At 63.9% G+C, this 22,108-nt stretch carries 18 protein-coding genes and 1 pseudogene; 11 read left to right on the forward strand and 8 right to left on the reverse strand.

Annotated elements, in window-relative coordinates; translation table 11 throughout:
• The 3 genes and pseudogenes from C481_RS17555 to C481_RS17565 all read left to right on the forward strand — a co-directional run.
• Positions 1 to 484: pseudogene (locus C481_RS17555) on the forward strand (ATP-dependent sacrificial sulfur transferase LarE); the annotation flags it as partial.
• A gap of 259 nt (positions 485 to 743) precedes the next feature.
• Complete coding sequence (locus C481_RS17560) at positions 744 to 1,100, forward strand: hypothetical protein (RefSeq protein WP_006110667.1); 357 nt, start codon at positions 744 to 746, stop codon at positions 1,098 to 1,100.
• Between the two features lie 157 nt (positions 1,101 to 1,257).
• On the forward strand, positions 1,258 to 1,638 hold the full coding sequence (locus tag C481_RS17565) for a hypothetical protein (protein WP_006110668.1): 381 nt from the start codon (positions 1,258 to 1,260) through the stop codon (positions 1,636 to 1,638).
• An 82-nt stretch (positions 1,639 to 1,720) separates the two neighbouring features.
• On the opposite strand, the gene C481_RS17570 is transcribed toward C481_RS17565, so the two are convergent.
• The 3 genes from C481_RS17570 to tatC all read right to left on the reverse strand — a co-directional run bounded on the left by C481_RS17570 (position 1,721) and on the right by tatC (position 7,396).
• Positions 1,721 to 3,505, reverse strand: a complete 1,785-nt coding sequence (locus C481_RS17570) for a nitrite/sulfite reductase (protein ID WP_049904746.1) — start codon at positions 3,503 to 3,505, stop codon at positions 1,721 to 1,723.
• Positions 3,506 to 3,881: 376 nt separating this feature from the next.
• Positions 3,882 to 6,026, reverse strand: coding sequence for an assimilatory nitrate reductase NasA (gene nasA / locus C481_RS17575; RefSeq protein WP_241434714.1), 2,145 nt, complete (start codon positions 6,024 to 6,026; stop codon positions 3,882 to 3,884).
• Positions 6,027 to 6,403: 377 nt separating this feature from the next.
• The gene (gene tatC, locus C481_RS17580) at positions 6,404 to 7,396 is read right to left on the reverse strand and encodes a twin-arginine translocase subunit TatC (RefSeq protein ID WP_006110671.1); all 993 of its coding nucleotides are present in this window, start codon (positions 7,394 to 7,396) and stop codon (positions 6,404 to 6,406) included.
• Positions 7,397 to 7,571: 175 nt separating this feature from the next.
• Between tatC and C481_RS17585 the strand changes: the two genes are divergently transcribed.
• Both C481_RS17585 and C481_RS17590 read left to right on the forward strand, forming a co-directional pair.
• Positions 7,572 to 9,986 (forward strand): twin-arginine translocase subunit TatC, encoded by a 2,415-nt coding sequence (locus C481_RS17585; protein WP_006110672.1) that lies wholly within the window; start codon positions 7,572 to 7,574, stop codon positions 9,984 to 9,986.
• Between the two features lie 50 nt (positions 9,987 to 10,036).
• Entirely contained in the window at positions 10,037 to 10,213 is a 177-nt protein-coding gene (locus tag C481_RS17590) for a ribbon-helix-helix domain-containing protein (RefSeq protein ID WP_006110673.1), read from the forward strand.
• A gap of 58 nt (positions 10,214 to 10,271) precedes the next feature.
• On the opposite strand, the gene C481_RS17595 is transcribed toward C481_RS17590, so the two are convergent.
• Both C481_RS17595 and C481_RS17600 read right to left on the reverse strand, forming a co-directional pair.
• The gene (locus C481_RS17595; RefSeq protein ID WP_006110674.1) at positions 10,272 to 11,048 is read right to left on the reverse strand and encodes a 23S rRNA (uridine(2552)-2'-O)-methyltransferase; all 777 of its coding nucleotides are present in this window, start codon (positions 11,046 to 11,048) and stop codon (positions 10,272 to 10,274) included.
• Between the two features lie 120 nt (positions 11,049 to 11,168).
• Positions 11,169 to 12,077 carry a putative sodium/potassium/calcium exchanger gene (locus C481_RS17600; protein ID WP_006110675.1) on the reverse strand — a complete coding sequence of 303 codons (909 nt, stop codon included), beginning with the start codon at positions 12,075 to 12,077 and terminating at the stop codon, positions 11,169 to 11,171.
• A gap of 177 nt (positions 12,078 to 12,254) precedes the next feature.
• Between C481_RS17600 and C481_RS17605 the strand changes: the two genes are divergently transcribed.
• Together C481_RS17605 and C481_RS17610 are read left to right on the forward strand one after the other, a co-directional pair.
• Positions 12,255 to 12,998 (forward strand): DNA polymerase sliding clamp, encoded by a 744-nt coding sequence (locus tag C481_RS17605; RefSeq protein WP_006110676.1) that lies wholly within the window; start codon positions 12,255 to 12,257, stop codon positions 12,996 to 12,998.
• A 206-nt stretch (positions 12,999 to 13,204) separates the two neighbouring features.
• Entirely contained in the window at positions 13,205 to 13,585 is a 381-nt protein-coding gene (locus C481_RS17610) for a HalOD1 output domain-containing protein (protein ID WP_006110677.1), read from the forward strand.
• Here the strand turns inward: C481_RS17610 and C481_RS17615 are convergent.
• Positions 13,582 to 14,565, reverse strand: coding sequence for an alpha/beta fold hydrolase (locus tag C481_RS17615; RefSeq protein ID WP_049904747.1), 984 nt, complete (start codon positions 14,563 to 14,565; stop codon positions 13,582 to 13,584). The two genes, C481_RS17610 and C481_RS17615, sit on opposite strands and share 4 nt — an antisense overlap.
• 257 nt (positions 14,566 to 14,822) lie before the next feature.
• On the opposite strand from C481_RS17615, the gene priL reads away from it, so the two are divergent.
• Positions 14,823 to 16,016 (forward strand): DNA primase regulatory subunit PriL, encoded by a 1,194-nt coding sequence (priL, locus tag C481_RS17620; RefSeq protein ID WP_006110679.1) that lies wholly within the window; start codon positions 14,823 to 14,825, stop codon positions 16,014 to 16,016.
• Between the two features lie 26 nt (positions 16,017 to 16,042).
• Here the strand turns inward: priL and C481_RS17625 are convergent, their stop codons facing one another.
• Together C481_RS17625 and htpX are read right to left on the reverse strand one after the other, a co-directional pair.
• Positions 16,043 to 16,303, reverse strand: a complete 261-nt coding sequence (locus C481_RS17625) for a DUF7472 family protein (RefSeq protein WP_006110680.1) — start codon at positions 16,301 to 16,303, stop codon at positions 16,043 to 16,045.
• Between the two features lie 97 nt (positions 16,304 to 16,400).
• The gene (htpX, locus tag C481_RS17630) at positions 16,401 to 17,288 is read right to left on the reverse strand and encodes a zinc metalloprotease HtpX (RefSeq protein ID WP_006110681.1); all 888 of its coding nucleotides are present in this window, start codon (positions 17,286 to 17,288) and stop codon (positions 16,401 to 16,403) included.
• 422 nt (positions 17,289 to 17,710) lie between these two features.
• Here htpX and C481_RS17635 point away from each other — a divergent pair, with 422 nt between their 5' ends.
• The 3 genes from C481_RS17635 (at position 17,711) to C481_RS17645 (ending at position 21,964) form a co-directional block, all read left to right on the forward strand.
• Positions 17,711 to 19,327 carry an outer membrane protein assembly factor BamB family protein gene (locus C481_RS17635; RefSeq protein WP_006110682.1) on the forward strand — a complete coding sequence of 539 codons (1,617 nt, stop codon included), beginning with the start codon at positions 17,711 to 17,713 and terminating at the stop codon, positions 19,325 to 19,327.
• Between the two features lie 196 nt (positions 19,328 to 19,523).
• Positions 19,524 to 20,672, forward strand: coding sequence for a 60S ribosomal export protein NMD3 (locus tag C481_RS17640; protein ID WP_006110683.1), 1,149 nt, complete (start codon positions 19,524 to 19,526; stop codon positions 20,670 to 20,672).
• The gene (locus C481_RS17645) at positions 20,669 to 21,964 is read left to right on the forward strand and encodes a class I SAM-dependent methyltransferase (RefSeq protein ID WP_006110684.1); all 1,296 of its coding nucleotides are present in this window, start codon (positions 20,669 to 20,671) and stop codon (positions 21,962 to 21,964) included. Before C481_RS17640 ends, C481_RS17645 begins: the two co-directional genes overlap by 4 nt.
• Positions 21,965 to 22,108: the final 144 nt, after the last annotated feature.

Below are 22,108 nucleotides of genomic sequence, written 5' to 3' on the forward strand. Positions count from 1 at the left end.
CTCAGAGATGTGTATAAGAGACAGCCCAGGTGCCGGCCACCGCCCCGGCCTGCAGGCCGTCGACGAACTCGACGTGCACTCGCCGCTGCTCGCCCACGACATCGCGAAGGACGAGGTTCGAACGATCGCCGAACACTACGACCTCTCGGTCGCCGACAAACCCTCGATGGCGTGTCTCTCCTCGCGCATCCCGACCGGGCTCGAAGTCACCGACGACCGACTCACGCGCGTCGAACAAGCCGAAGCCCTGCTTCGACAGTGGGGCTTTGACCAGTTCCGCGTGCGCGATCACGACGGCCTCGCCCGCATCGAGGTCGCCCCGGACGAACTCGACCGTGCGCTCGAGCGCGAGTTCGTCGAAACGGTACGCGACGCGCTCTCGGACCTGGGTTTCGAACACGTCACGCTCGACCTCCACGGCTACCGAACCGGGAGCGTGAGTCCGGCGACGGACGCCGCTGCCACGACCGAATCCGACGACTGACTCCCCGTCTCGGACGATCTGCCGTACTGGTTTCCCGGCCAACCGCAGACGGCCGCGGGTGCGCCGGAACCGACCGCCAGCGGTCCGTCTCGGACGAGATTACTGATCTGACGAATCGAGCGAGGACAATCGCACGTTCGACCACAATATAATCCGATTCTCTCTCCGTAATACACCAATAGTACAGATACTGCGAGAGGGACAGACAATATTGCACAATACGATACGAACGTAGCATCTCCCCGAGTATCACGGATCGATGGCTGCCGACGTACCGCCCGACTGGACCGTCCACGTCTCCCGGACGTACACGCCCGCCGACACCGACCGAGAATTAGAATACCGTATCTACCGCCACGAATCGGACGACCTGCGGGTAAAGGTCGCCCCCGCCTCCCTCGACGGCGACGACCGGCCGGGATACGCACTGACGGCCACGAGCTACCCCGAACTCGAGTTCAGCGAGACACACCGGATCAGGACCGTCCTGACGTTCGAACGCTGCGCTGAACTCGCGCGGGATTTCATGGTGCTGTTTTCGACCAGTTACGACGGGGCGGGGTCGCTCGAGACGGCGCGAGAGTATGCGGCCGAGCGGACGCGGTCGCATCGTTGAGATCCCGCTCGGGGAGGGATCGACGGCGATTCCTGACGGTCAATCGCCAGTGGTAGTGCCGGATCGGAGACAACCACGAGCGCGCAATTGTCCCGTGTGCGAACGGTTCGCAACACCGAGAGACTTTTTACTCATAACCGAGTAAGCGATTACGATGATGGAAATGATGTGGCAAGATCTGGTCTTTCTCGCAGGGAGCGTTCTCTCGATCATCTTCCTCGCACCGACAGTCAAAGATACCTCCGCACGCGTCCCGCTCGGATCAAGCATTCCGTCGATGACGATCGGCGCGATCTACGCGCTTACGTACGGTACGATGGGGATGACGTTCTCGGCCGCTGGTTCGTTCGGCGTCGCCACCATGTGGTCGCTGGTCGCGTGCTATCGCTCGCCCGGCGAGCAGAAAGGCGTCCTGAACATCCTGCGGTTTGCTCGAACGATGACCCGGCGCCTTCGCGATCTCGTGGGCACCGCCGTCCCCGGACTCGAAGGCGGACGGAGCAACGCGCAGTCGGGCCACCAGCAATCCGCTGACTGACGCTCGTTGCACGTTACGATCTTTTCCCTTCGAACTCGCGAATCGATCGCGCGTTCGAACTCTCGACGGTATCCCGACGACGTTAATCGTCCGACGATACCGGGGTTTCACTCGCCGCGGATGACCCCGCCTCCGCGAACGGATACCACGCCTGTTTCCCGTCCGTCATATAGGGAGCCTCGAAGTCGGTCTCCTCGGGCTCGCAGAACTCGACGAGTTGTTCCTCGGCCGTCGCGTCGACCCACTGGCGGAACGTCTGTCCCCGAGCGGTTTCCGTTTGCGAACTCTGTTCGCGATGAGCCGCGTAGGCCTCGAGCAGGTTCCGGATCGCGCCGGGAGCCTCGTCGGCCGGCACGCGTTGACGCACCCAGTCGATGAAGGACGGATCTTCGCCGACACCGCCGCCGACGCCGATGTCGAAGGCCTCGACCATCTCGCCGTTCTTCCGGGCGCGCATCCCCTGGAGTCCGATGTCGGCGGTCATCGCCTGTCCGCAGTCGGCGGTACAGCCGGAGTAGTGTATCTTGATTTTACCGACGTCGTCGGGGAGGTCGACGGTCTTGTTGAACCAGCGCAGCATCCGCGCCATCCGCCCCTTCGTCTCGGTCAGCGCGATCGAACAGAACTCGGTGCCGGTACAGGCCATCGCACCGCGCTCGAACGGACTCGGCTCGGCGGGGTACGCCTCGAGCAGCGGTTCTGCGAGCAGCCCCTCGAGTTCGTCGTCGGCCACGTCGACGATGACGGGGTTCTGCCGGCGGGTGAGCCGTACCTCTCCGGAACCGTACTCGGCGGCGAGGTCGGCCAGTTCGACGGCATCGTCGGCCGGCAGGCGACCGACGGGGACGCTCAAGCCGACGTAGTTGCGGCCGTCCCGCTGGTCGCCGACGCCGACGTGGTCGTGCTGGCCGTCTTCGACGGGGCGACCGGCGTTGTAAGTGTACCCCGTCCGGAAGTCCTCGCCCGCGGTGTGCATCTCGAAGCCGACGTACTCGTCCTGAAGCGTCTCGCGGATCTTCTCCATACCCCAGTCCTCGGCGAAGAACCGGGCGCGGTTCTTCGAGCGGTTCTGGCGACCGCCGTACTCGTGGTAGAGTTCGACGAAGCCGCGGCCGACCGCGTAGGCGTTTTCGGGTCGGACGAACACGTCGAGCGGGGTCGCCGCGCGGGGCTGACGACCGCCGAGACCGCCGCCGATGCGGACGTTGAACCCGCGGACCCGCTCGCCGTCTAACTCCTTGATCGCTGGCTCGAACCCGATATCGTTGATCGAATCCTGTGCGCAACCGACCGTACACCCCGACACGCTGATGTTGAACTTTCGGGGCATGTTCGCGAGTTCGTCGTCGCCGCGCAGTTCCTCCTCGAAGCGCTCGAGGAGGGGCCCCGACTCGACGAACTCCTCGGCCTTGCCGTGGAGCGGACAGCCGGAAATGTTGCGCATCGTGTCCCCGCCCGAAGAGCGCGTGTGGACGCCCACCGACTCGAGCGTCTCCCAGATTTCGGGGACGTCTTCCAGATCGATCCAGTGCAACTGGACGGACTGGCGCGTCGTCAGGTCGAGCCACCCGTTGCCGAACTCGGGGTTCTCGACCGGGCCCGTCGCGTAGTCGCGGGCGACCTCGGCGATCGCGCGCAACTGTCCCGGTTCGAGGACGCCGCTCGCGTTGGTCAGGCGCATCATGAAGTACGATTCCTGGCCGTCGCGCTGGTGGAACAGCCCCCAGAACTTGAAGCGGGTGAACCACTCCTCGCGCTCGTCCGCTGGAATCGCCTCGAAGCCGCCGTTTGCGGCGAACTCGAGGATGTGCTCGCGGACCTCGTCGCCGTAGCATCCCTCCTTGATTCCCTCCTTCTTATGCGCCATCGCAAACCACCGCCGGAGGAATTGAACGATCGAACCCGACGACACGGGATTTGTCACCAAACATATTTCGAGTCACGGTAGAACGACACGATAGTGAGGAATATAATGCTAATCGTTGACATACATCTCTTTTTCGCCCCGTTTAATCGAATAGCGCAGATGTTCAATCGAATATGGTCTGTATTAGGGTGTATATCCGAAGGAAGTGGCCCACTCTTTTGGGATTGGGCAGCACTCGCCACGTGGCGAATACGCCTCGTTGGACGGAGAACGCGACACCTATCGACGGAAAGATCCACTCACGAGAACGGTCGGTTCGGAAGCGACAGTGGAGACACGTCCCCGTCGAAAACCGGCCCGCAGTAACGGACGATCGCTATCGTGAACTCGGCGTCGCAACCGGCCTGTTCTCGCGAGTTCGCGCTGGTTCGAGTCGCACCGCACACTGTTTGAAGTGGGGTTCCTTCGAGCGCGGATCGACGACCGGCAGCGTGAGGTCGTTGACCGCCGGGTGATGAATAGGAAGCCAGACGACACCGTCGGGAATCGACTCGTCGGGTTCGAGTCTGACGCGGACCGACGCACGCCGCGAGACGACGCGGCCGTCCTGAGCGGAGAGAACCGCGTCGTCCGCGGTCGTTGCGTCGGCTTCCGTCGAGGCTTGTCCCTCCTCCCCGAGTTCAGTCGCGAACGCGAGCGCCGTCGCGGGACTGACGCGGGCGACGGGGGCGTCCGCGTCGGACGAACGGGTGCGAACGCCGGTGTTGTACGCGTCGGGCTGCCGGCCCGTCGTCAGCGTGAGCGGGAATTCTTCATCGGGCGGCTCTGGAACGGGAGCAGTCTGGCCAGCCGAAAATCGTGCGCGTCCAGACGGCGTCGGGAACGACCACGATTCCGCGACACCGTCCCGGTCATTGGCCGACAACTCGGATTCGTAGTACCGATAGCCACCCGCCGCGTCCGTCTCGGGCGCGGGCCAGCGGACCGCCACGTCTCGCTCGAGGCGCTCGTAGCAGATCCCCGAGAGATCGGCGTCGGTTCCCGCGGTCAGTGCCGCGAGTTCGTCGAAGACCGTTTCGGGTGTCGGCGACTCGTCGAACAGGCCGGGCGCGAGTCGCGACGCGAGCGTGCCGATCAGGTCGAGATCGGATTTGACGCCGGCGGGCGTCTCCGTTGCGGCGCGGACGCGAGAGACGGTCCGTTCCATGTTCATCGTCGTCCCCTCGGACTCGCCCCAGGTCGCCGCCGGCAACACGACATCTGCGAGTTCGACCGTCTCGCTGCGGAAGGCGTCCTGAACGAGGAGGAACGACTCTGCAAGCCGCTCGCGAACGCCCGTCGCGTCGGGCATCCCCGCGGCGGGGTTCGTCGCAACGGCGTAAACGGCCGACACATCCTCGCCGATCGCATCGGCGATGCCGACGGGCCCCGGCCCGGGATCGTCCGGGAGTCGCGAGAGGGGAACGTCCCAGGCGTCGGCGACGAACTCGCGGTGCTCGGGCGCGTCGAACGGCCGGTGGCCGGGCCAGGACCCTTTCGACGAACACACGCGCGTTCCCATCGAGTTCGCCTGGCCGGTGAGCGAGAACGGACCCGACCCGGGCCGGAGGTTCCCCGTCGCGAGACAGCAATCGATCAGCGCGCCCGCGGTCGCGGTGCCGTTGACGCTCTGGTTGACGCCCATCCCCCAGTAGACGAGCGTCGACGCGTCGAACGCCGCCGCGAGTCGATCCACGTCGGCCGTCGAGACGCCCGCGCGCTCGGCTGCCGCGGACGCATCGGGAAGGCGCTCGCGGAGCTCCTCGAATCCCGCCGTCGCCCTCTCGATGAACTCGTCGTCGAGGCGATCAGTTTCGACGAGTCGCACGAGAACTGCGCGAGCGAGGGCGAGATCGCCGCCGGGGTCGGGTGCGACGTGGCAGTCGGCAACGTCGGTCGTCTCGCTTGCGACCGGATCGACGACGAGCAGTTCGGAGTCGTCCTCGTCGACCGATTGCTGAATCCAACGAAACAGAACCGGGTGCGCAGCAGCGGGGTTTGCGCCCCAGACGAGGTGCGTCTGAGCTGCCGGGACGTCGTCGTACGTCGGCGGCGGCGCGTCGCTGCCGAAAGCGTCGTAGTAGGCGGTGACGGCCGAGGCCATACACAGGGTCGTGTTGGCGTCGTAGTATCGGGTTCCGAAGCCGCCGCGGGCGAGTTTCCCGAGCGCGTAGGCGGCTTCGTTGGTCTGTTGCCCGCTGCCGAGGACCGCGACGCTGGCGGCGTCGTTTTCGAGCGCTTGGCCGAGTCCGGCCGTCGCGCGCTCGAGGGCGGTCTCCCAGGTGGTCGGGACGAGTTCACCGTCGCGGCGGACGAGCGGGCGGGTGAGCCACTGGCCGTCGGGATCGGCAGTCTCGCGGATGCCGCGCTGGCAGGCGAGGCCGCGGTTGACCGGGTGAGCCGGATCGCCGCGGACGATATCGAGTCCGTAGCCCTGTTCGACCGGTTGCTGGACGTGTCCACAGCCGACGGCACAGCGCATACAGGTGGTTGGAACCGGGTCGGTCACGCCGCCCACCTCGCGGGGCGACGAGGCGTTCGTCCGCGTCCCGAAAGGGGAGACGCGGAGTACCCCCGTCGGTTCACAATCTCGTACATAGGAACGGAAAGATAGTATAGACACAACACCTAAACGGTATTCGTTTACAAATGATTGGTTTTGGTGCTATAAGACACATATCCATCGATATAGAAACGGATACCGAGAATATAAGGGGCGAAATCAGACGAAGGCTGCCGATGACTGACCGAACGGGTACCAGCGGGCGCGTGGGCTGGCGAGAAGAACGTAGAGAAGATGTAGCGTAGGCGCGACTAAACGTCGACTGAAAGGCGGAAAAACGGGACGACCGACCGATCTCACTCGGTCCCGACCCACTTCAGGATGAACAGCGTTCCCTCGAACAGGAGGATCATCGTGATCCCGACGATAATGGGGGCCATCCCCGTCGGGTCGAACGTGAACATGAACGCCAGTCCGAAGAAGGCCGCCCAGAAGTACAGCCGCTTGCTGACGAGCCAGCGACGGGTCGTCACGCCCATCATAATCGCGAGCATTATAAAGAGCGGAATCTGGAAGACGACGGCGAGAAAGCCGATTAGCGTGATTATCAGGTCGAACGTATCACCGAGTGCATAAGCGATCTCTGCACTGCCTTCCGCGTAGAACGTGAAGTACTCGAAGAGCACCGGCAACACCAGCACGTAGGAGAACAACATCCCGACGCCGGCAAGAACCACGCTCGTCGGGACAGCCGCGAGGTAGTACTTGCGCTCGTGCGGATACAGCCCCGGTTTCATGAAGCGATAACACTGGTAGACGAACATCGGCAGCGCTGCCATGATCCCGAGCAGCGTAGAGACCTTAATTCGTGTCAACCACAGTTCGAGCGGCTGGTAAATATGGGGTAACGGCACCTCCTCTGCCGCGTACGGGAACACGTTGTACCAGATGTGCTCGATCGCCCACGAGGCACCCAGTAACCCGATCGCCGTCCCCGCAGAACCGAAGAGCAGGACCACGGCAAATCGGAGCACCATCTCCTCGATGTGGTCCGCAAGCGGCATTTCCTCGTCGTCCGGGGGCGTCGAGATTCCGCCGACATCGTCGTCCGGATCAGGGTACTCGGGGTTCCCCGTTCCCGATCCGGTCCCCGTCCCCGAGTCGTGGCCACCGCCGACGACTCCCTCACCGTCGGTTTCGACCGGCGGATTGGCATCGGTCCCGGTCGACGCCTCGGGTGAACTCGAAGGCGACGCTTCCGATGGCGGGTGCTCCTCGTCGGACCCGCCGTCTTCACGTGGTTCGTCGGGGTCCACACCGTCCCCCGTCTCCGCCGACTCGTCCGGCATCTATCGGGATATAGATAGGCGGGCGGTTATAGGCCTTTTTCTTGTGTGCACTGGGTCATGGTACCAATAGGCACATTTATCAGCGTCGGTCGCCGTCGAATACGGTGAACGAGCACGACGCGCGGTAGGAGACTCGAAAGGTTGATAACTGGATGTCAGTTACCCATGGTAGTAAATGAGTTCTGCCGTCGACGAGGATACCGCCCGTGCGATCAATACCGGGCGCGAAACTCTTGGTGCGATGCTCTCGAGCGTGCAGACACACCTTCAGAAGGTGTTTATCGTCTTCGTTATCGGCTTTATTGGCTCGTTCTACGCGTTGCGCGTCTTCATCTGGGACTTTCTCAAACAGACTGCAAAGGCGGAAATGTCGCCGTACATCGCCGATTCGACGGAGCTTATTACGCGGACTCCGTTCGAGGTTATCCTCTTGCAGGCCAAGATCGGGATGCTCGTCGGTATTGTCATGGCGATTCCCGCGTTACTGTACTTCTCGAGGGATAAGTTGCGCGAACGCGGCTACGACACCATCGTGCCCATCTCTCGGAGCTATATTGTGGGCTTCGTCCTGACCGCGATCACGTTGTTCTGCCTCGGGGTCGTCTACGCCTATGCGGTGTTCTTTCCGTATACGTTCGACTTTCTCGCCGGAAACGCCGTCAGCGCCCACGTCAAACCGAGCTTCGGAATCACCGAGTTCACCGAGTTCATCGCGCTGTTGACGCTCTCGTTCGGACTGGCGGCCCAGTTGCCGCTGTTCATGGGTGTCCTCTCGTATACCGAGATCGTCCCCTACGAGACGTTTCGGGACAAGTGGCGGCACGCGATCGTCGGGATTACCGTCTTCGGCGCATTGTTCTCGCCGCCGGACCCGTTCACACAGATCATGTGGGCGACGCCGATGGTCGGTCTCTACATCATCAGTCTCAGCCTCGCAAAGGTAGTTGCAAACATCCGCCGGCACGGTGCGGCCGAGAGCGACGGGACCGGGGCCGATCATATGAAACGAGTCGTCCTCCGATTCGTCGGCGTTCTGGCTGTCGTCGCCATCGGAACCGGCGCGTTCGTGAATCGGGGTGGATTCGACTACCTCGGGGAAGCGGTCTACCCCGGCCTGCCGGCGTGGCTTCAACCCGGTCCCGAGGGCCCGTTCGGACTCGAATCGCTCGCTGCCGAGTACGGACTCCTCGGTGAGGCCGCTGTTGGCCTTACCATCGCTGCAGGTGTCGGCGTGCTCATCCTGTTCGCCTATACGATCAAAGTGCTCCAGGCTCCGATCTACCCGCGGGAGGGAGCCATTCGAACGGCCGAATCGCCCGACGATGTCGACTTCGAGATGCTCACCGCCGAGGACGTCGAGGAAGTGCCAGCGTCCGTCTTCCTCCAGATGGAAGAGGAACAGGCGCTCGAGGTTTCTCGACGGGCGATGTACGACGACAACCGGGAGAAGGCTCAGGCGATCTTGAACCGGTTCGACTCGCTGCAAGAACAACGGGCCGAGGCGGCCCAGAACGACGGCGCAACCGGCGACGGCGAGAGTTCAGCACTCACCCAGACCGATGCCGGTGGCGCTGCCGAGGAGGAGGAAGGTAGCTTCCTCGCGGGCACGGCCGCCGGGATGCTCGATCCCTTCACCGAGGAAGAGACGACCGAGGACGACATCGGTGGCTACGCCTACGACATCGCCTTCATCCTCAACAGTCTCACCTCGAAGATGTTCCGCATCGTCGGCGTGTTTATGCTCGTCATGGGCGGAGCCTTCTTCTGGCTTTACCAGGGTGGGATCGGCCAGGTTCTCACGACGTTCCTCCATCGCGTCCCCGAACCGATCCTCCACGAGGTGGCCGTCCGTAACGGGGTCGACCCGGCCGGGATGACGCTCCAGGAGCTCATCACGGAGATGGACATCGTCATCGCGCTCCATCCCGTCGAAGTGCTCATCTTCGAGGTCAAAGTGAGCGTCATCGCGGGGATCATCGCCGCGCTCCCGCTGGTGCTGTACTACGGGTGGCCCGCGATGAAAGAGCGCGGACTGGTCCGGGGCGACCGCCGCATCTTCGTCGTCTGGGGAGGGTCGCTGCTGGGTGGGTTCGCGTTCGGAACCTACCTCGGCTTCTTCTGGGTCGCACCGGCGGTCATCTCCTATCTCGTCTCCGACGCGATCGCCAACGGGATGGTCGTCTCCTACCGGATTAGTAGCTTCTTCTGGATGGTCATCTTCACGACCCTCGGCATCGGCTTCCTGTTCAACATCATCGTCACGATGGCGCTGTTCCACGTTGGCGGCATCCTCAACTACCGGACGATGCTCCGGCGCTGGCGGCCGGCCGTCGTCGGCATCTTCACCGTCGCGGCCATCGCCAGTCCGAAGGGCGTTCTCACCATGCTGATGGTCGCCATTCCGATCGCCCTGACCTACATGCTCGGCCTCGGCGTCCTGTATATACTCACCGGCGGCGGGCGGCTATTTGGCGGCAGCGGTGGCGGTGGCGGTGGGAGTGGCGAACCAAACGATGCAGACGCCGCCGGTACCGCTGCCACTACTGAGGGCGATACCGGCTCCGGACCCCAACCCGACCCGACCACGTAGCGAACTCGTCCGACGGCTTAAGATGGGAGGCATGCGAACGCGTCCCTACGATGCCAAAGATCAGCGTCGAAATCCCGCAGGAACTACTCGAGGACTTAGACGACCACGTCGGCGACGACGGCAAATTCGTCAACCGAAGCGATGCGATCCGGGCCTCGATCCGAAAAACGCTCGACATTCTCGACGAAATCGACGACCGACACGATCGACTCGATTCCGACGAATAAGTCCGTATTCACCCGGAAACACGACCGACTAGCAACAGGTCGTTACACGACGTACCGCTCAGTCTCGATCGATCCGTTGTGCGAAGCCGAAATTCGGCTTCACGTCCTCGACTCGAACCGTCACAACATCTCCCGCCTCCGTCGCCGGAACGAACAGCCTGTAGCCATCGACCGATGCGATACCGTCACCCTCGTTCCCGACATCGGTGATCTCGACCTCGAGTTCATCGCCCGGTCGCACCGATGCGGTGAGTCGTCCCTTTCCGATAAAGTAGAGTTCGGAGGATTCGTCCCGTGAAGCCTTCGGACTCGTGGCGCGAACGTACTGAAACTCCTCTTCGACGTCCGCTCTGAACTCGTCGACGTCGGGGCCTTCGAAGATCTTCACGACGAAATCGCCGTCGGTGTCGAGGAGTTCGAGTGCGGTTTCGAAGGCCTGGCGCGCGAGGTGGAGCGAGCGGGCCTGGTCGAGCGAGTACTCGCCGGACATGTTGGGGGCCATGTCGGACAGAACAGCGTCGACCTCGCCGCCCGCGGCGTCGATGACCCGGTCGCGCGTTCGTTCTTCGGTCATGTCTCCGCGGATGGTTTCGATGGTGTCGTGGTCCTCGATATCTTTGATGCGCTGAAGGTCGACGCCGATCACCTGCCCGTCGGGGCCGACGGCTTCGGCGGCGACTTCGAGCCAACCGCCGGGCGCGGCACCGAGGTCGACGACGGTATCGCCGCGCGAGAGGACGTTCTCGAGTTCGTCGAGCTGCTTGAGCTTGTAGGCGGCTCGGCTCCGGTAGCCTTCCTGCTTTGCCTTGTTGTAATAATGGTCCTTTCGTGCCATCTCGGATAGTCAGTTGGCTGTGGTACACGGCGAAGACGGATAGGTGTCGCGAAGAGGAGTCACGCGTTGTGCGCGTGAAGTCGTTGCGTCGGACTTGCGGAGGCGTCCGGACGAGGCGCGTTATCGGGACTCCGAGTCGCCGTCCGCTGTGTCGGTATCGTCATCGTCGGCTGCGTGCTCGGCGCTCGGATCCGCATCCTCGGTACGCTCTCGTTCCTCGAGATCGGTCTCCTCGTCGACGCCGGCACCCGCTCCGACCTCGGAGTCGATCCGCTCCGGATCGACGGCCGCGTCGTCCCGTCGGCGTTCGTCGATGTTTCCGGGGGCGAGTTCGGCGTCCGAGCGCTCATCGAGTTCCATCTCGGGTTCGACTTCGGCGTCCGTGCGTTGGCCGACATCCTCGTCCGGGTCGAGTTCAGCGTCGGGATCGCGGCCGGTCAGTTCGGAGGGGTCGACCTCGAGCCCGCGGCCGGCTTCTTCCTCGATCGTGTCCGTTTCGTCGGCCGCGGTATCGGCGGTCGGTTCCGTCTCGTCCGGTTGCTCGTCCGGGTCGATCCGTGGTTCGTCCTCGAGGTCGTCGTAGAACTCGTCGTCGAGCATCGGCTCCGAGCGGTCGCGCGCCGTCGATCCGGGGCCTTTTTCGGTCCCGTCGACGCCGGTTTCGGATTCGGTGCTGGTTCCCGTGACTGGGTCGCCAGGGGTGTAGTTGGCGTCTCGTGGGTGTGACTTGCCCGTCGCGTCTGACTGCCCGCCCACGCGTGCCTCGTCGCTCGCGAGACTTTCTTCGGGGAACGCCGTCTCGAGTCGAATCGTCTCGTCGGTGATTTCGGTGACGGCGTCGTCGGTGAGTGGCACGGGCTCCTCGGTCTCGTTGCCCCAGTCGAGCGTCGCTTTGATCGAATCGGTAACGCCGGGATCGGGGTCGACGTACACGGTTTCTGGCTCGACGGAAACGACGACACCGAGCGGGGCACCGTTCGAACTTTCGACGGTCTTGCCGGCATCGTCGGCGGTGAACGTGGGACACATGGATGGGCGTAGCGGCGACGGCGGGAAGCCACTCGTGCCTGCACACCACGGCAGAAAGAATCGAGACGGTCGAGTAGATATCGGGACCGACGGGAGGACAATCGACTCCACGAGCAGCCACCGAAGACCGATCGTAAAGGGTGCCTTTTTATGCCAACCGTTCGTACCCCGACGCATATGTTCAAGGCCATCGTGAGCGCGGAAACGCTCACCAGCGCGCTCGATTCGATCAGCGTGCTGGTCGACGAGTGTAAGATCCACCTGGAGGAAGACGGACTCGAAATTCGAGCCGTCGACCCCGCCAACGTCGGGATGGTCGACCTCTCGCTCGACGCGGCTGCCTTCGAATCTTACGAAGCCGACGGCGGGCTGATCGGCGTCGACCTTTCTCGACTCGAGGACATCGCAGGTATGGCCGAATCCGGCCAGCTCATCCAGTTCGAACTCGACGAGGAGACCCGCAAGCTCCACATCCAGATCGACGGGCTCGAGTACACGCTCGCGCTCATCGACCCCGATAGCATCCGACAGGAGCCGGACATTCCGGATCTGGATCTGCCCGCTGAGGTCGTTCTCGAAGGCAAGGATGTCAACCGCTCAGTTACCGCTGCAGATATGGTCTCGGACCACATCGCACTCGGCGTTAACGAAGGCGACGACGCGTTCTACGTCAATGCAGAGGGCGACACCGACGACGTTCACCTCGAACTCACCCAGGAGGATCTGATCGATCTGCAGCCCGGTCCCGCTCGCTCGCTTTTCAGTCTGGACTACCTGAAGGACATGAACAAGGCGATCCCCTCGAACACCGAAGTTACGCTCCACCTCGGCGAGGAGTTCCCCGTGAAGATTTACTTCGGATTCGCGGAGGGCCAGGGACAGGTCACGTACATGCTCGCGCCACGGATTCAAAGCGACTGAGTCCCGGCCACCCTGGCTGGCGAACTGCAACGGATTCACGCCGATCGGCCGGCGTGTGGTGGGACTACAACGGCCCCTCTTTCCTCGACCGCAATCTTGCCAGTTTTGGCGAAACGTGTTGGGTGCCGAACACTCTCTCGAGTCGGAAATAAAGCCTGCACAGCGACAGGACAGTCATTACGTGGCCACTACTGGAGGACCGGAGTATGCCCTCCAACGATGATACGCCAGATAGCGCGATCGCTGCAGAGACCGACATCGCGGACGCACCGCACAGGAACGCCAGTTCGTCGCTGGACGACCTCGACTACACAACCACGTTCGACCCGACCGTCGACCGTGCAAGCGAAACGGTGATTATCACCGTCGCCGCCCTCACCGACTCGACGCCGGTCGATCTTCCGGCACTCGCACGCGTTATCGACCCCGATGCGCTCGATGCACTGCTCGATCGCGCGGCACGGGACGACGATCGTGGCGTTCAAGAACTCTGGTTTACGTACGCTGGGTTCGATATCGGGCTCCGAAGCAATGGCAAACTCAGAATAACGCGGGCGACTACGTCGACGAATACAACGACGGCTTAGGTATTGGTGCTAACCCGAGCGCGAGTCCGTGAACGGCTCCGAGTTCCGGTATCCTGCTCGGCGAGAAACGACACCAGCGCATCAGAGACGGCGTCGGCCTGTTCGATACACGCCAGGTGTGAGCCGCCCTCGATCAGTTCGAGTCGAGCATCGGGAATCGCCTCCTCGAGTAGCCGCGCGTTCGACGACGGAACCACCGCGTCGTCGGTTCCGTGGATCACCAGCGTCGGGACGCGAATGCGATCGAGTTCGGCGCTGGCGTCGAACGCGAGGGTCGCTCCGAGTTGGGCTTCGATCGCCGGTTCGGTCGCGTCTTGCTCGCGTCGCCACTCGATGATTCGATCCATCAGGTGCGGGTTCCGGTTGGTGAACGACTCGCCGAAGACGGGACGCATCCGGTGGCGGAGCGTTTCCCGTTCGTTCGCGCCCGAGGGCGTTTCGAGCAGCCGACCGGGAACGTCCGCGGGAATCGCCATCGCATCCGGACCGCCGTGGCTCGTCGCACACAGCGTCAGCGACGCCGCGCGGTCGTGCCGGATCGCGTACTGCTGGGCGACCATTCCGCCGAGACCGATCCCGACGAGGTGTGCACTTCGAACCCCAGCATCGTCGAGAACCGCCTCGAGATCGGCCGCCAATCCATCGACCGAGTAGCCGGCCGGCTTTCGAAGGAGCGGCGACCGAATCCGACCCGGAAGTCGCGGAACAAGCGGTGGAAGTCCGGCATCCGAGCGGCCGGTCCCCCGCATGTCCGGCGCGATCACGGGCGCGCCGAACTCGCGAGCGACGGCCTCGCGCTGCCAGCGCCACAGCCACCGCCCGTAGCCGACGTCCTGAAGGAAGACGACCGGCGTCTCGCTCGTGTGACTCTCATTTCCACCCTCTCCTCCATCCCCATCGGCCGGGTCGCGCGTATCGCGCTCGTCGCGCTCGTCGAACTCGTAGTAGATAGACACGCCATCCCGCATCGCCCGTGGCATACTCGACCCAACGGTCCGGTCCCTCTTGAAATCGAGCCTCCCGTTCCCGCACGTGCACCATCGGACGGGATGCCTGCGAACGATAGTCGCCGTTGAAAGTCAGTGCACAACTCTCGTACGAGAGCCGTGCAACCAGTGTACGCAGTTCCGGTCGGTACTGTCGCAACGGCGATAGGCGGTAATCATGTCTTATCGACACTATCGCACTCGATCGACAATCAGTGGACTTAATCCATCAGAGCAGCTTTCAATTACCGATGCAGCGACTGCACGCTCGGTACCCGTTTCTCGAAGCCGCCCGCGAAACCGTGGCGACGGAGACGGTCGATTTGGCAACCGTCGTCGAGCAGGAGCGGGCAGTCGTCGAGCGCGCACGGAAACGCGTGATTACCGCGCTCGAAGACGGCGAAATCGGCGAGCCACACCGCGATCCCCGTACCGAACTACTCTCTTACCCCGTCGCTCGCGTCCTCGTCTCGATGGTCGACGAACGCGTCCTCGTCCGCAAGTACGCCCGCGCCGAGGCGGCCACCGCTCACGAGCGGTTTACCGCCGACCTCGAATCGACGACCGAACTCAAAAGCGTCGAGTCGACCGGCCTCGAACTCGAGACCGTCCTTGACGAGTTCAGCCTACAGGAGGCGGTGACTCCCGCACCCGCGAGTGCTTCCCGCGGGGCTGGGACCGCCGCCGCGGCCGCCGACGGCGACGACGTCGATGACGTCGACGAGTTCAGGATCGATGTCGGCACCTACCTCCCGCTGGCTGCGGACCTCTGGGACGACGAGTGGGGGCTGGTCAATCAGCCGCTGACGAACGGCGAGGTCCCGGTCGCGCGAGACGACCTCCTCGTGCTGTTACGGGAGGCCATCCGCGACCGAATCGAAGAGGGTCTTCCCTTCGAGGTTCCCGACCCGATCGCGACGAGGCTCGAAGACGACGTCGCCGCCGTCCGGGACGTCCTCGCCGACCTCGATCTCACGCGCGACATCGATACCGTCGTTCCCGAACTCTTCCCGCCGTGTATGCAGGCGCTGTTGGATCAAATCCAGAAGGGCGAGCACCTCCCCCACCACTCGCGGTTTGCGATTACGGCCTTCCTGTCGAGCATCGGGATGACGACCGACGAGATCGTCGAACTCTATCGCGTGAACTCGTCGTTCGGGGAGGAGATGACCCGTTATCAAACCGATCACATCCGCGGCGAAACGTCGCCGACGGAGTACTCGCCGCCGTCGTGTGCGACGATGCAGTCCTACGGCGACTGCGTGAACAAGGACGACCTCTGCGAGCGCATTCCCCATCCGATGGCCTACTACGAGGAACGGATCGACGAGGCCGACGAGGACGAACTCGAAGACTGGCGCACGGAGGACGCAGAGGCGGACGCAGACGGGAGCGGGAAGCGCGAGGAGAGAAGCGAGGGGACGGGAACGGTCAACAGCGACTGAGAGCGGCCGGCCACCACCGCTCGTACTTAAATAGCGTTCTGTGTCTCGAAGTCGTTGTCGTCATCGCCGTCCTCGGGGTCGTTCAGCATGTAGGCGACGCCGAATCCCGCCGACGTAATCACGAGAATAAAGCCGACGATTGCACCGACGAGCAACTGTGCGCCGCTGGGGGAGAGAGTCCCATCATCACCGCCGTACATCATTCCGATGGCGATCATCGTACCGAGCAATAGCAAAACGGCGGAGACGGCAACGACCAGTTCGATGAGACGCTCACGCTCGAGCATTACTGCTACTTTTATCGGGGCCGTCAAAAGCGCTTCGAAGGGGCAACGGGGAGAGCGCGACGAGCGCCCGACCGGGTCGTGATTCGACGCGGATCGGTTACGCCGTTGCGACCGTTCGCTCGAGGTCGCGCAACTGTTCGATGCGGCGTTCCGTCGAGGGGTGAGTGCTGAACAGGCGACCGACGATGCCGGACTTTAGCGGGATGATAAAGAAGGCGTTCATCTCGGCTTCCTCGCGCAGGTCCTTGTCGGGAACGTTGTCGACCTCGCCCGAGATTTTCAGGAGTGCGGAGGCGAGGGCGGACGGATTGCCGGTGATCGCCGCAGCGCCGCGGTCGGCGGCGAACTCGCGGTAGCGCGAGAGCGCGCGGATGAGCAGGTAGCTGATGATCCAGACGACGAGCGAGACGAGGATGGCGACGAAAATGCCGCCACCGCCGCGGTTGCCGCCGCGGCCGCGACCGCCGCCGAAGAACGCGCCCCAGCGGACGATCATGAACGCGATGGTCGAGAGGAACGAGGCGATGGTCATGACCATCATGTCCCGGTTTTTCACGTGGGCGAGTTCGTGTGCGAGGACGCCGTCGAGTTCGTCGCGGTCGAGGGTGTTCAGGAGACCGGTCGTGACGGCGACGACGGCGTTGCGCTGGTTGCGACCGGTCGCGAAGGCGTTCGGAACGTTCGAATCGACGACGGCGACCGACGGTTTCGGGAGGTCGGCCTGTTGGGAGAGGCGTTCGACCGAGCCGTGGAGTTGCGGGTACTCGTCGGCCGAGACCTTCTTCGCACCCATACTCCGGAGTGTGAGCGTGTCGCTGAAGTAGTACTGGACGAGCGAGAAGCCGCCGAACAGCAGCGCGATCATCCACAATCCGCCGTCGATGTACAGCGTGAGTACGCCGGCGAAAACGATGTACAGTGCAAACAGCAGGAACATCGTCAGGAACATTCGAGCGCGAAGCCCCCAATCCGACTGCCAGTTCATAGCCTCCCCTAGGGGCTCTGACGAAATAAGTATCATGACCGTGATGGGCGGTTCGTCGGTCGAGTCGAACTAAACGTGTTACTGACAGGGCCGCGAAACGGACCGCCGCTGCAACCCCTTCGTTTCGCATGGAAACCCTGCGACGGAGGCCGTTCGATCCGAAGGGACCAGACGGCCGTCTGACGGGCGACTGACGCCGCACGTGAACTCGTCGAACCCCCTCGTTTCGTGTCGAGTTTTCACACCGTGAGATGCGATTCGGAAATTCCCAAAAGGAAAGACGGGGCGTCACAGTGGAGTGTACTGCAATCGTCGGTCGACAACGCTTGTGCCTACGCGAACGGAAGCCGCCGGCTGTTCGGGCAGAGAAACGGTACTACCGATCGGATAGAAAAGTGGCGACCCGTCCGAGAACGGGTCACATGGTCGAACATGATCGGCGGAACGTCCTGAAGTACGCCGGCCTTGCGATGACCGGCGGAGCGCTCGCAACTGGCGGTGCAGTTGCTGATACCACTGGGTCCGGGACCGGGGTTACCGGGACCGACGGACCGGCGGCTGAATCGCGCGGCTGGTCGTCGATCGGCGGGAACGCGGGCAACAACCCGGTCGTTTCGGCGGGCGATGCGCCCGAGACGCCGGTTACCGTCGCCTGGGAGTACGACCAGGGCGGGCCGACGGCGGTCGTCGACGGTACCGTCTACCTGACGACCGACGGCGAGGTCCACGCCCTCGACGCGGCCGACGGCGAGGTCGAGTGGCGGACGGACGCCATCGGCGCGAGCGGTACACCCGCCGTCGCGGACGGCACCGTCTACGTCGGCGGCGAGCGCCTCACGGTGATCGACGCCGCAAACGGCGACCTCTGCTGTCAACACGATCTGGGCTACGACGAGGACATCGCCTCGCCCGTCGTCGCGAACGGCCGCGTCCTCACCGTCGGGGACGGAACGCTGTACGCGCTCGACGCCGCCGAACGCGAACTCGCCTGGGAGTTCACACCCGACGGCGACCCGCTGTACGAGCAACCCGTCGCCGTCGGCGGCGACGCCGCGGTCGCCGTCAGCGAGTCCCGGGCGTTCGCACGTGAACTCGCGGACGGAACCGAGCGCTGGCGTCTCGACGAACCGGTCGGCGACGACGAACACGGTCGGTTCGCGAAGCCGAGCCATCGCCAGACGAGTTTCCCCGTCGCGACCGACGACGTGGTGGCGATCGGCAGCGCGGATACGGAGCCGGAAGCGATGTGGCCGCTCGGCTATACGACGCTGTACGACGTGGAAACGGGCGAGCGACGCGTGAGCAGCGAGCGTGCAGCGTTCGATCCGGCAGCGATCGCCGACGATGAACTCTACGCGCTTGAGTCGCACAACGTTCGGGGGCACGACCGAGAAACCGGTGACGAGAACTGGGACACGGCGGTCAGCACGTATCAGGTGTCCTCGCTGGCTATCGGCGACGGCACCGTCTATGCGGGCTTGACGATCGACGGAGAGGGATACGGTCCCGGCGAGGCACCCGAAGACGAAAACGGCGTGTACGCCTTCGACTCGGAGACCGGCGAGGTCGAGTGGAGCGTCGGAACAGACGAAATTCCGACGATCGCAGTCACCGACGGGACGATCTACGCCAGTTCCGGGACCCTGGTCGCCATCCGATCCGAGAACGACGGCCGCGACGCGGAGTCGGCCGACGAGGAAGGGAACGAAGACGAGACAAACGGCGAAAGCGACGGAGAGACGACCGATAACGGCACCGAATCCGGCGACTCTGGCTCCACCGGCGGAAACGATACCGACGAATCGGCGACCGGCGACTCGAACGAATCGGCGTCCGGAGCCGGGAACGGGAATGAAACCGGGGACGGAGGCGGAGATGGCAACTTGGGCGAAGGAAACGTCGAATCGGAAGCCGACTCGAACGAGGAGAGCGAGGGAATGCCCGGTTTCACCGCCGGTGCAGGTGTCGTCGGTGCCGCGGCGGGGATCGAAGCCCTCCGCCGCCGAACCGACGCGGACACGGACGACACGGACGCGTAATCCGAGACGCTGCTGCTATTTTCGGTTCCCCTCCCTCGTCCGCCGCTCAGTACTCACTGCCCGCCGCCCACCGCTTACCGCTCACTGCGTCGGCGGCTTGCTGGACAAACGGGTCGCCGAGTCGACGGCTCGAGGACTCGACCGTCCACACGTACAGAGCGCGCCGTTTAACTCTCCCAGCCACTAATCGGGGATAATGAGTGATTCTCGCGCGTTCTGTCCCCGATGTGGGGACCCCGTTCCCGAGCGATCGGCCGACGACGCCGACGCCGACGCCGCCGACCCACTCCGCCCCGGCAGCGAGGTCGATCTCTGTGATTCCTGCTATTTCGACGAGTTCGACTTCGTGGACGCGCCGGACCGAATCGACGTGCGCGTCTGCGCCCGTTGTGGGGCGGTCTACCAGGGGAACCGCTGGGTCGACGTGGGGGCACAGGACTACACGGATATCGCGATCGAACAGGTGAGCGACGCGCTCTCGGTGCACGTCGATGTCGACGATGTCGCCTGGCAGGTCGAACCCGAACAGGTCGACGAGAACACGATCCGAATGCACTGTTTTTTCACCGGTGTCGTGCGGGGAACGCCGGTCGAAGAGCAGGTCACGGTCCCGGTCAAGATCGCCCGCCAGACCTGCACCCGCTGCGGCCGGATCGCCGGCGACTACTACGCCAGCATCGTTCAGATCCGCGCTGAGGGACGCACTCCGACGAGCGAAGAAACCGAGCGAGCGGAGGAAATCGCCCACGACATCGTCGCCGACATGGAGGCGACGGGCGACCGCAACGCCTTCGTCACCGAAATCGGCGAGACCGACGACGGCCTGAACATCAAGGTCTCGACCAACAAGATCGGCAAGAAAATCTCGAACAAGATGGTCGAAGAGTTCGGCGGCACGATCAACGACGCCGAAACGCTCGTCACCGAAGACGAGGACGGCAACGAAGTCTACCGCGTCACCTTCGCCGTTCGCCTGCCGCCGTACACGCCGGGCGACGTTATCGAACTCGATGACGACGACGAGGGACCGGTCCTCGTCCGCAGCGCCCACGGGAACCTCAAGGGTATTCGGGTGACGACCGGCGAGCGCTACGAGGCCGATTACGAGGAGGGGGCTTCGCCCGACGCCCGCAAACTCGGGGAACACGAGGATGCCGCGGAGACGACCGTCGTCACCGTCGAAGACGAGAACGCCGTCCAGGTACTGGACCCCGAAACGTACCGGGCCACGACCGTCTCCCGGCCGGACTACTTCGATCCCGCCGCCGAGACGGTGCCCGTCCTGAAGAGCCGCGCCGGACTGCACATTCTGCCCGACGAGGGCGAGACGGAGGAGGCGACGTGACGGACGACACTCCCGACGGCGGCCCGCGGAACAGCGACGCCGACGAACTCCTCGACCGAATGACCGCCGACGCGCCGCTCGCCGCCATCGTCGAAAAGCCGCGTGCGGAGACTGCGATCGAATCACTGCGCGCCGAGGGCGTCTACGACGACTCGCGACGCGTTCGCGAGACCGATACCGAGAGAATCGCGCTGCCGATCACCGAGCCGCCCATCGAGACTGCCGTGCTCGATGTCGTCCGACAACTCGATCCCGACCCGCGCACGACCGACCTTTCCGACCTGCTCGCCGAGCGCGGCTGGAGCGAGGCCGAACTCGAGTCAGCTCCGAACTCGTGGGCCGTCATCGGCTCGGTGATCCAGGTCACGGTTCCGGAGGGGGTTCCGGACGACCAAGACGGAACGCGAGAGCGAGAACAGGGACGGGAACGGAAACGGGACCGAGAACGGGAACTCGGCGAAGCCCTCCTCGAACTCCACGGCGAGGCCGACAGCGTGATCGCAGACGAAGGCATCGCCACCGAGGGCGAGGCGGGCCGCGTGCGCGAACCGCGAACGCGACACCTCGCCGGCGAGCGCGATACGGAGACGATCCACACGGAACACGGCACGAAGTACGGTCTCGATCCGACGGCAGTCATGTTCTCGCCGGGCAACCAGGCCGAGCGCGTCCGGATGGGTGAACGCTGCGCACCTGGCGAGCGCGTCTTCGACATGTTCGCCGGGATCGGCTACTTCACGCTGCCGATGGCCCGCGCCGGCGCGCAGGTGACAGCAACCGAGATCAACCCCACCGCGTTTCGCTACCTGGTCGAGAACGCACTCTTGAACGACGTGAGCGAGCACGTCGACGCCTACATGACCGACTGCCGCGACCTGGCGGGCGAAATCGACGCCGACCGTGTCGTTATGGGCTACTACGGCAGCGGCGGCCATTCAGATGGGGGAACGAAAACGGGAACGGAAACGGAATCGGGAACGAACGCGGAATCCACCTCCGAACACGAACCCTATTTCGAATCCAAAGTCGAAGCCGAACCCGAACCCGAGTTCACCGCGAGAACAGACGCCGCCCACACGTTCCTCGACGACGCCCTCGACGCCCTCGTCTCCGGCGGGACCCTCCACTACCACGAAGCGACCCCCGAAACACTGCTCTGGGAGCGGCCACTCGAGCGCGTCGAAACCGCGATCGACGCCGCCGGCCGAACGCTCACTGAACTCGAGCGCCGCCGCGTCAAGAGCCACAGCGCCGGCGTCGACCACGTCGTTCTCGACGCGACCGTCGAGTGAGGGTCCCGCGGGACGTGCTGTCGCTTCTGGTGTAACGCTCGCTGCTGACCCTGAACGGTGCAGTGAGGCTCAGCTACATATCCGAAAACCGAGTTTCTAGAGACGGAGTAATGGCTTGAGCGAGATGAGCGGCTGAAAACGGGA

Origin of the sequence: Natrialba asiatica DSM 12278, assembly GCF_000337555.1 — an archaeon.
In the GTDB taxonomy this organism is placed as follows: Archaea; Halobacteriota; Halobacteria; order Halobacteriales; family Natrialbaceae; genus Natrialba; species Natrialba asiatica.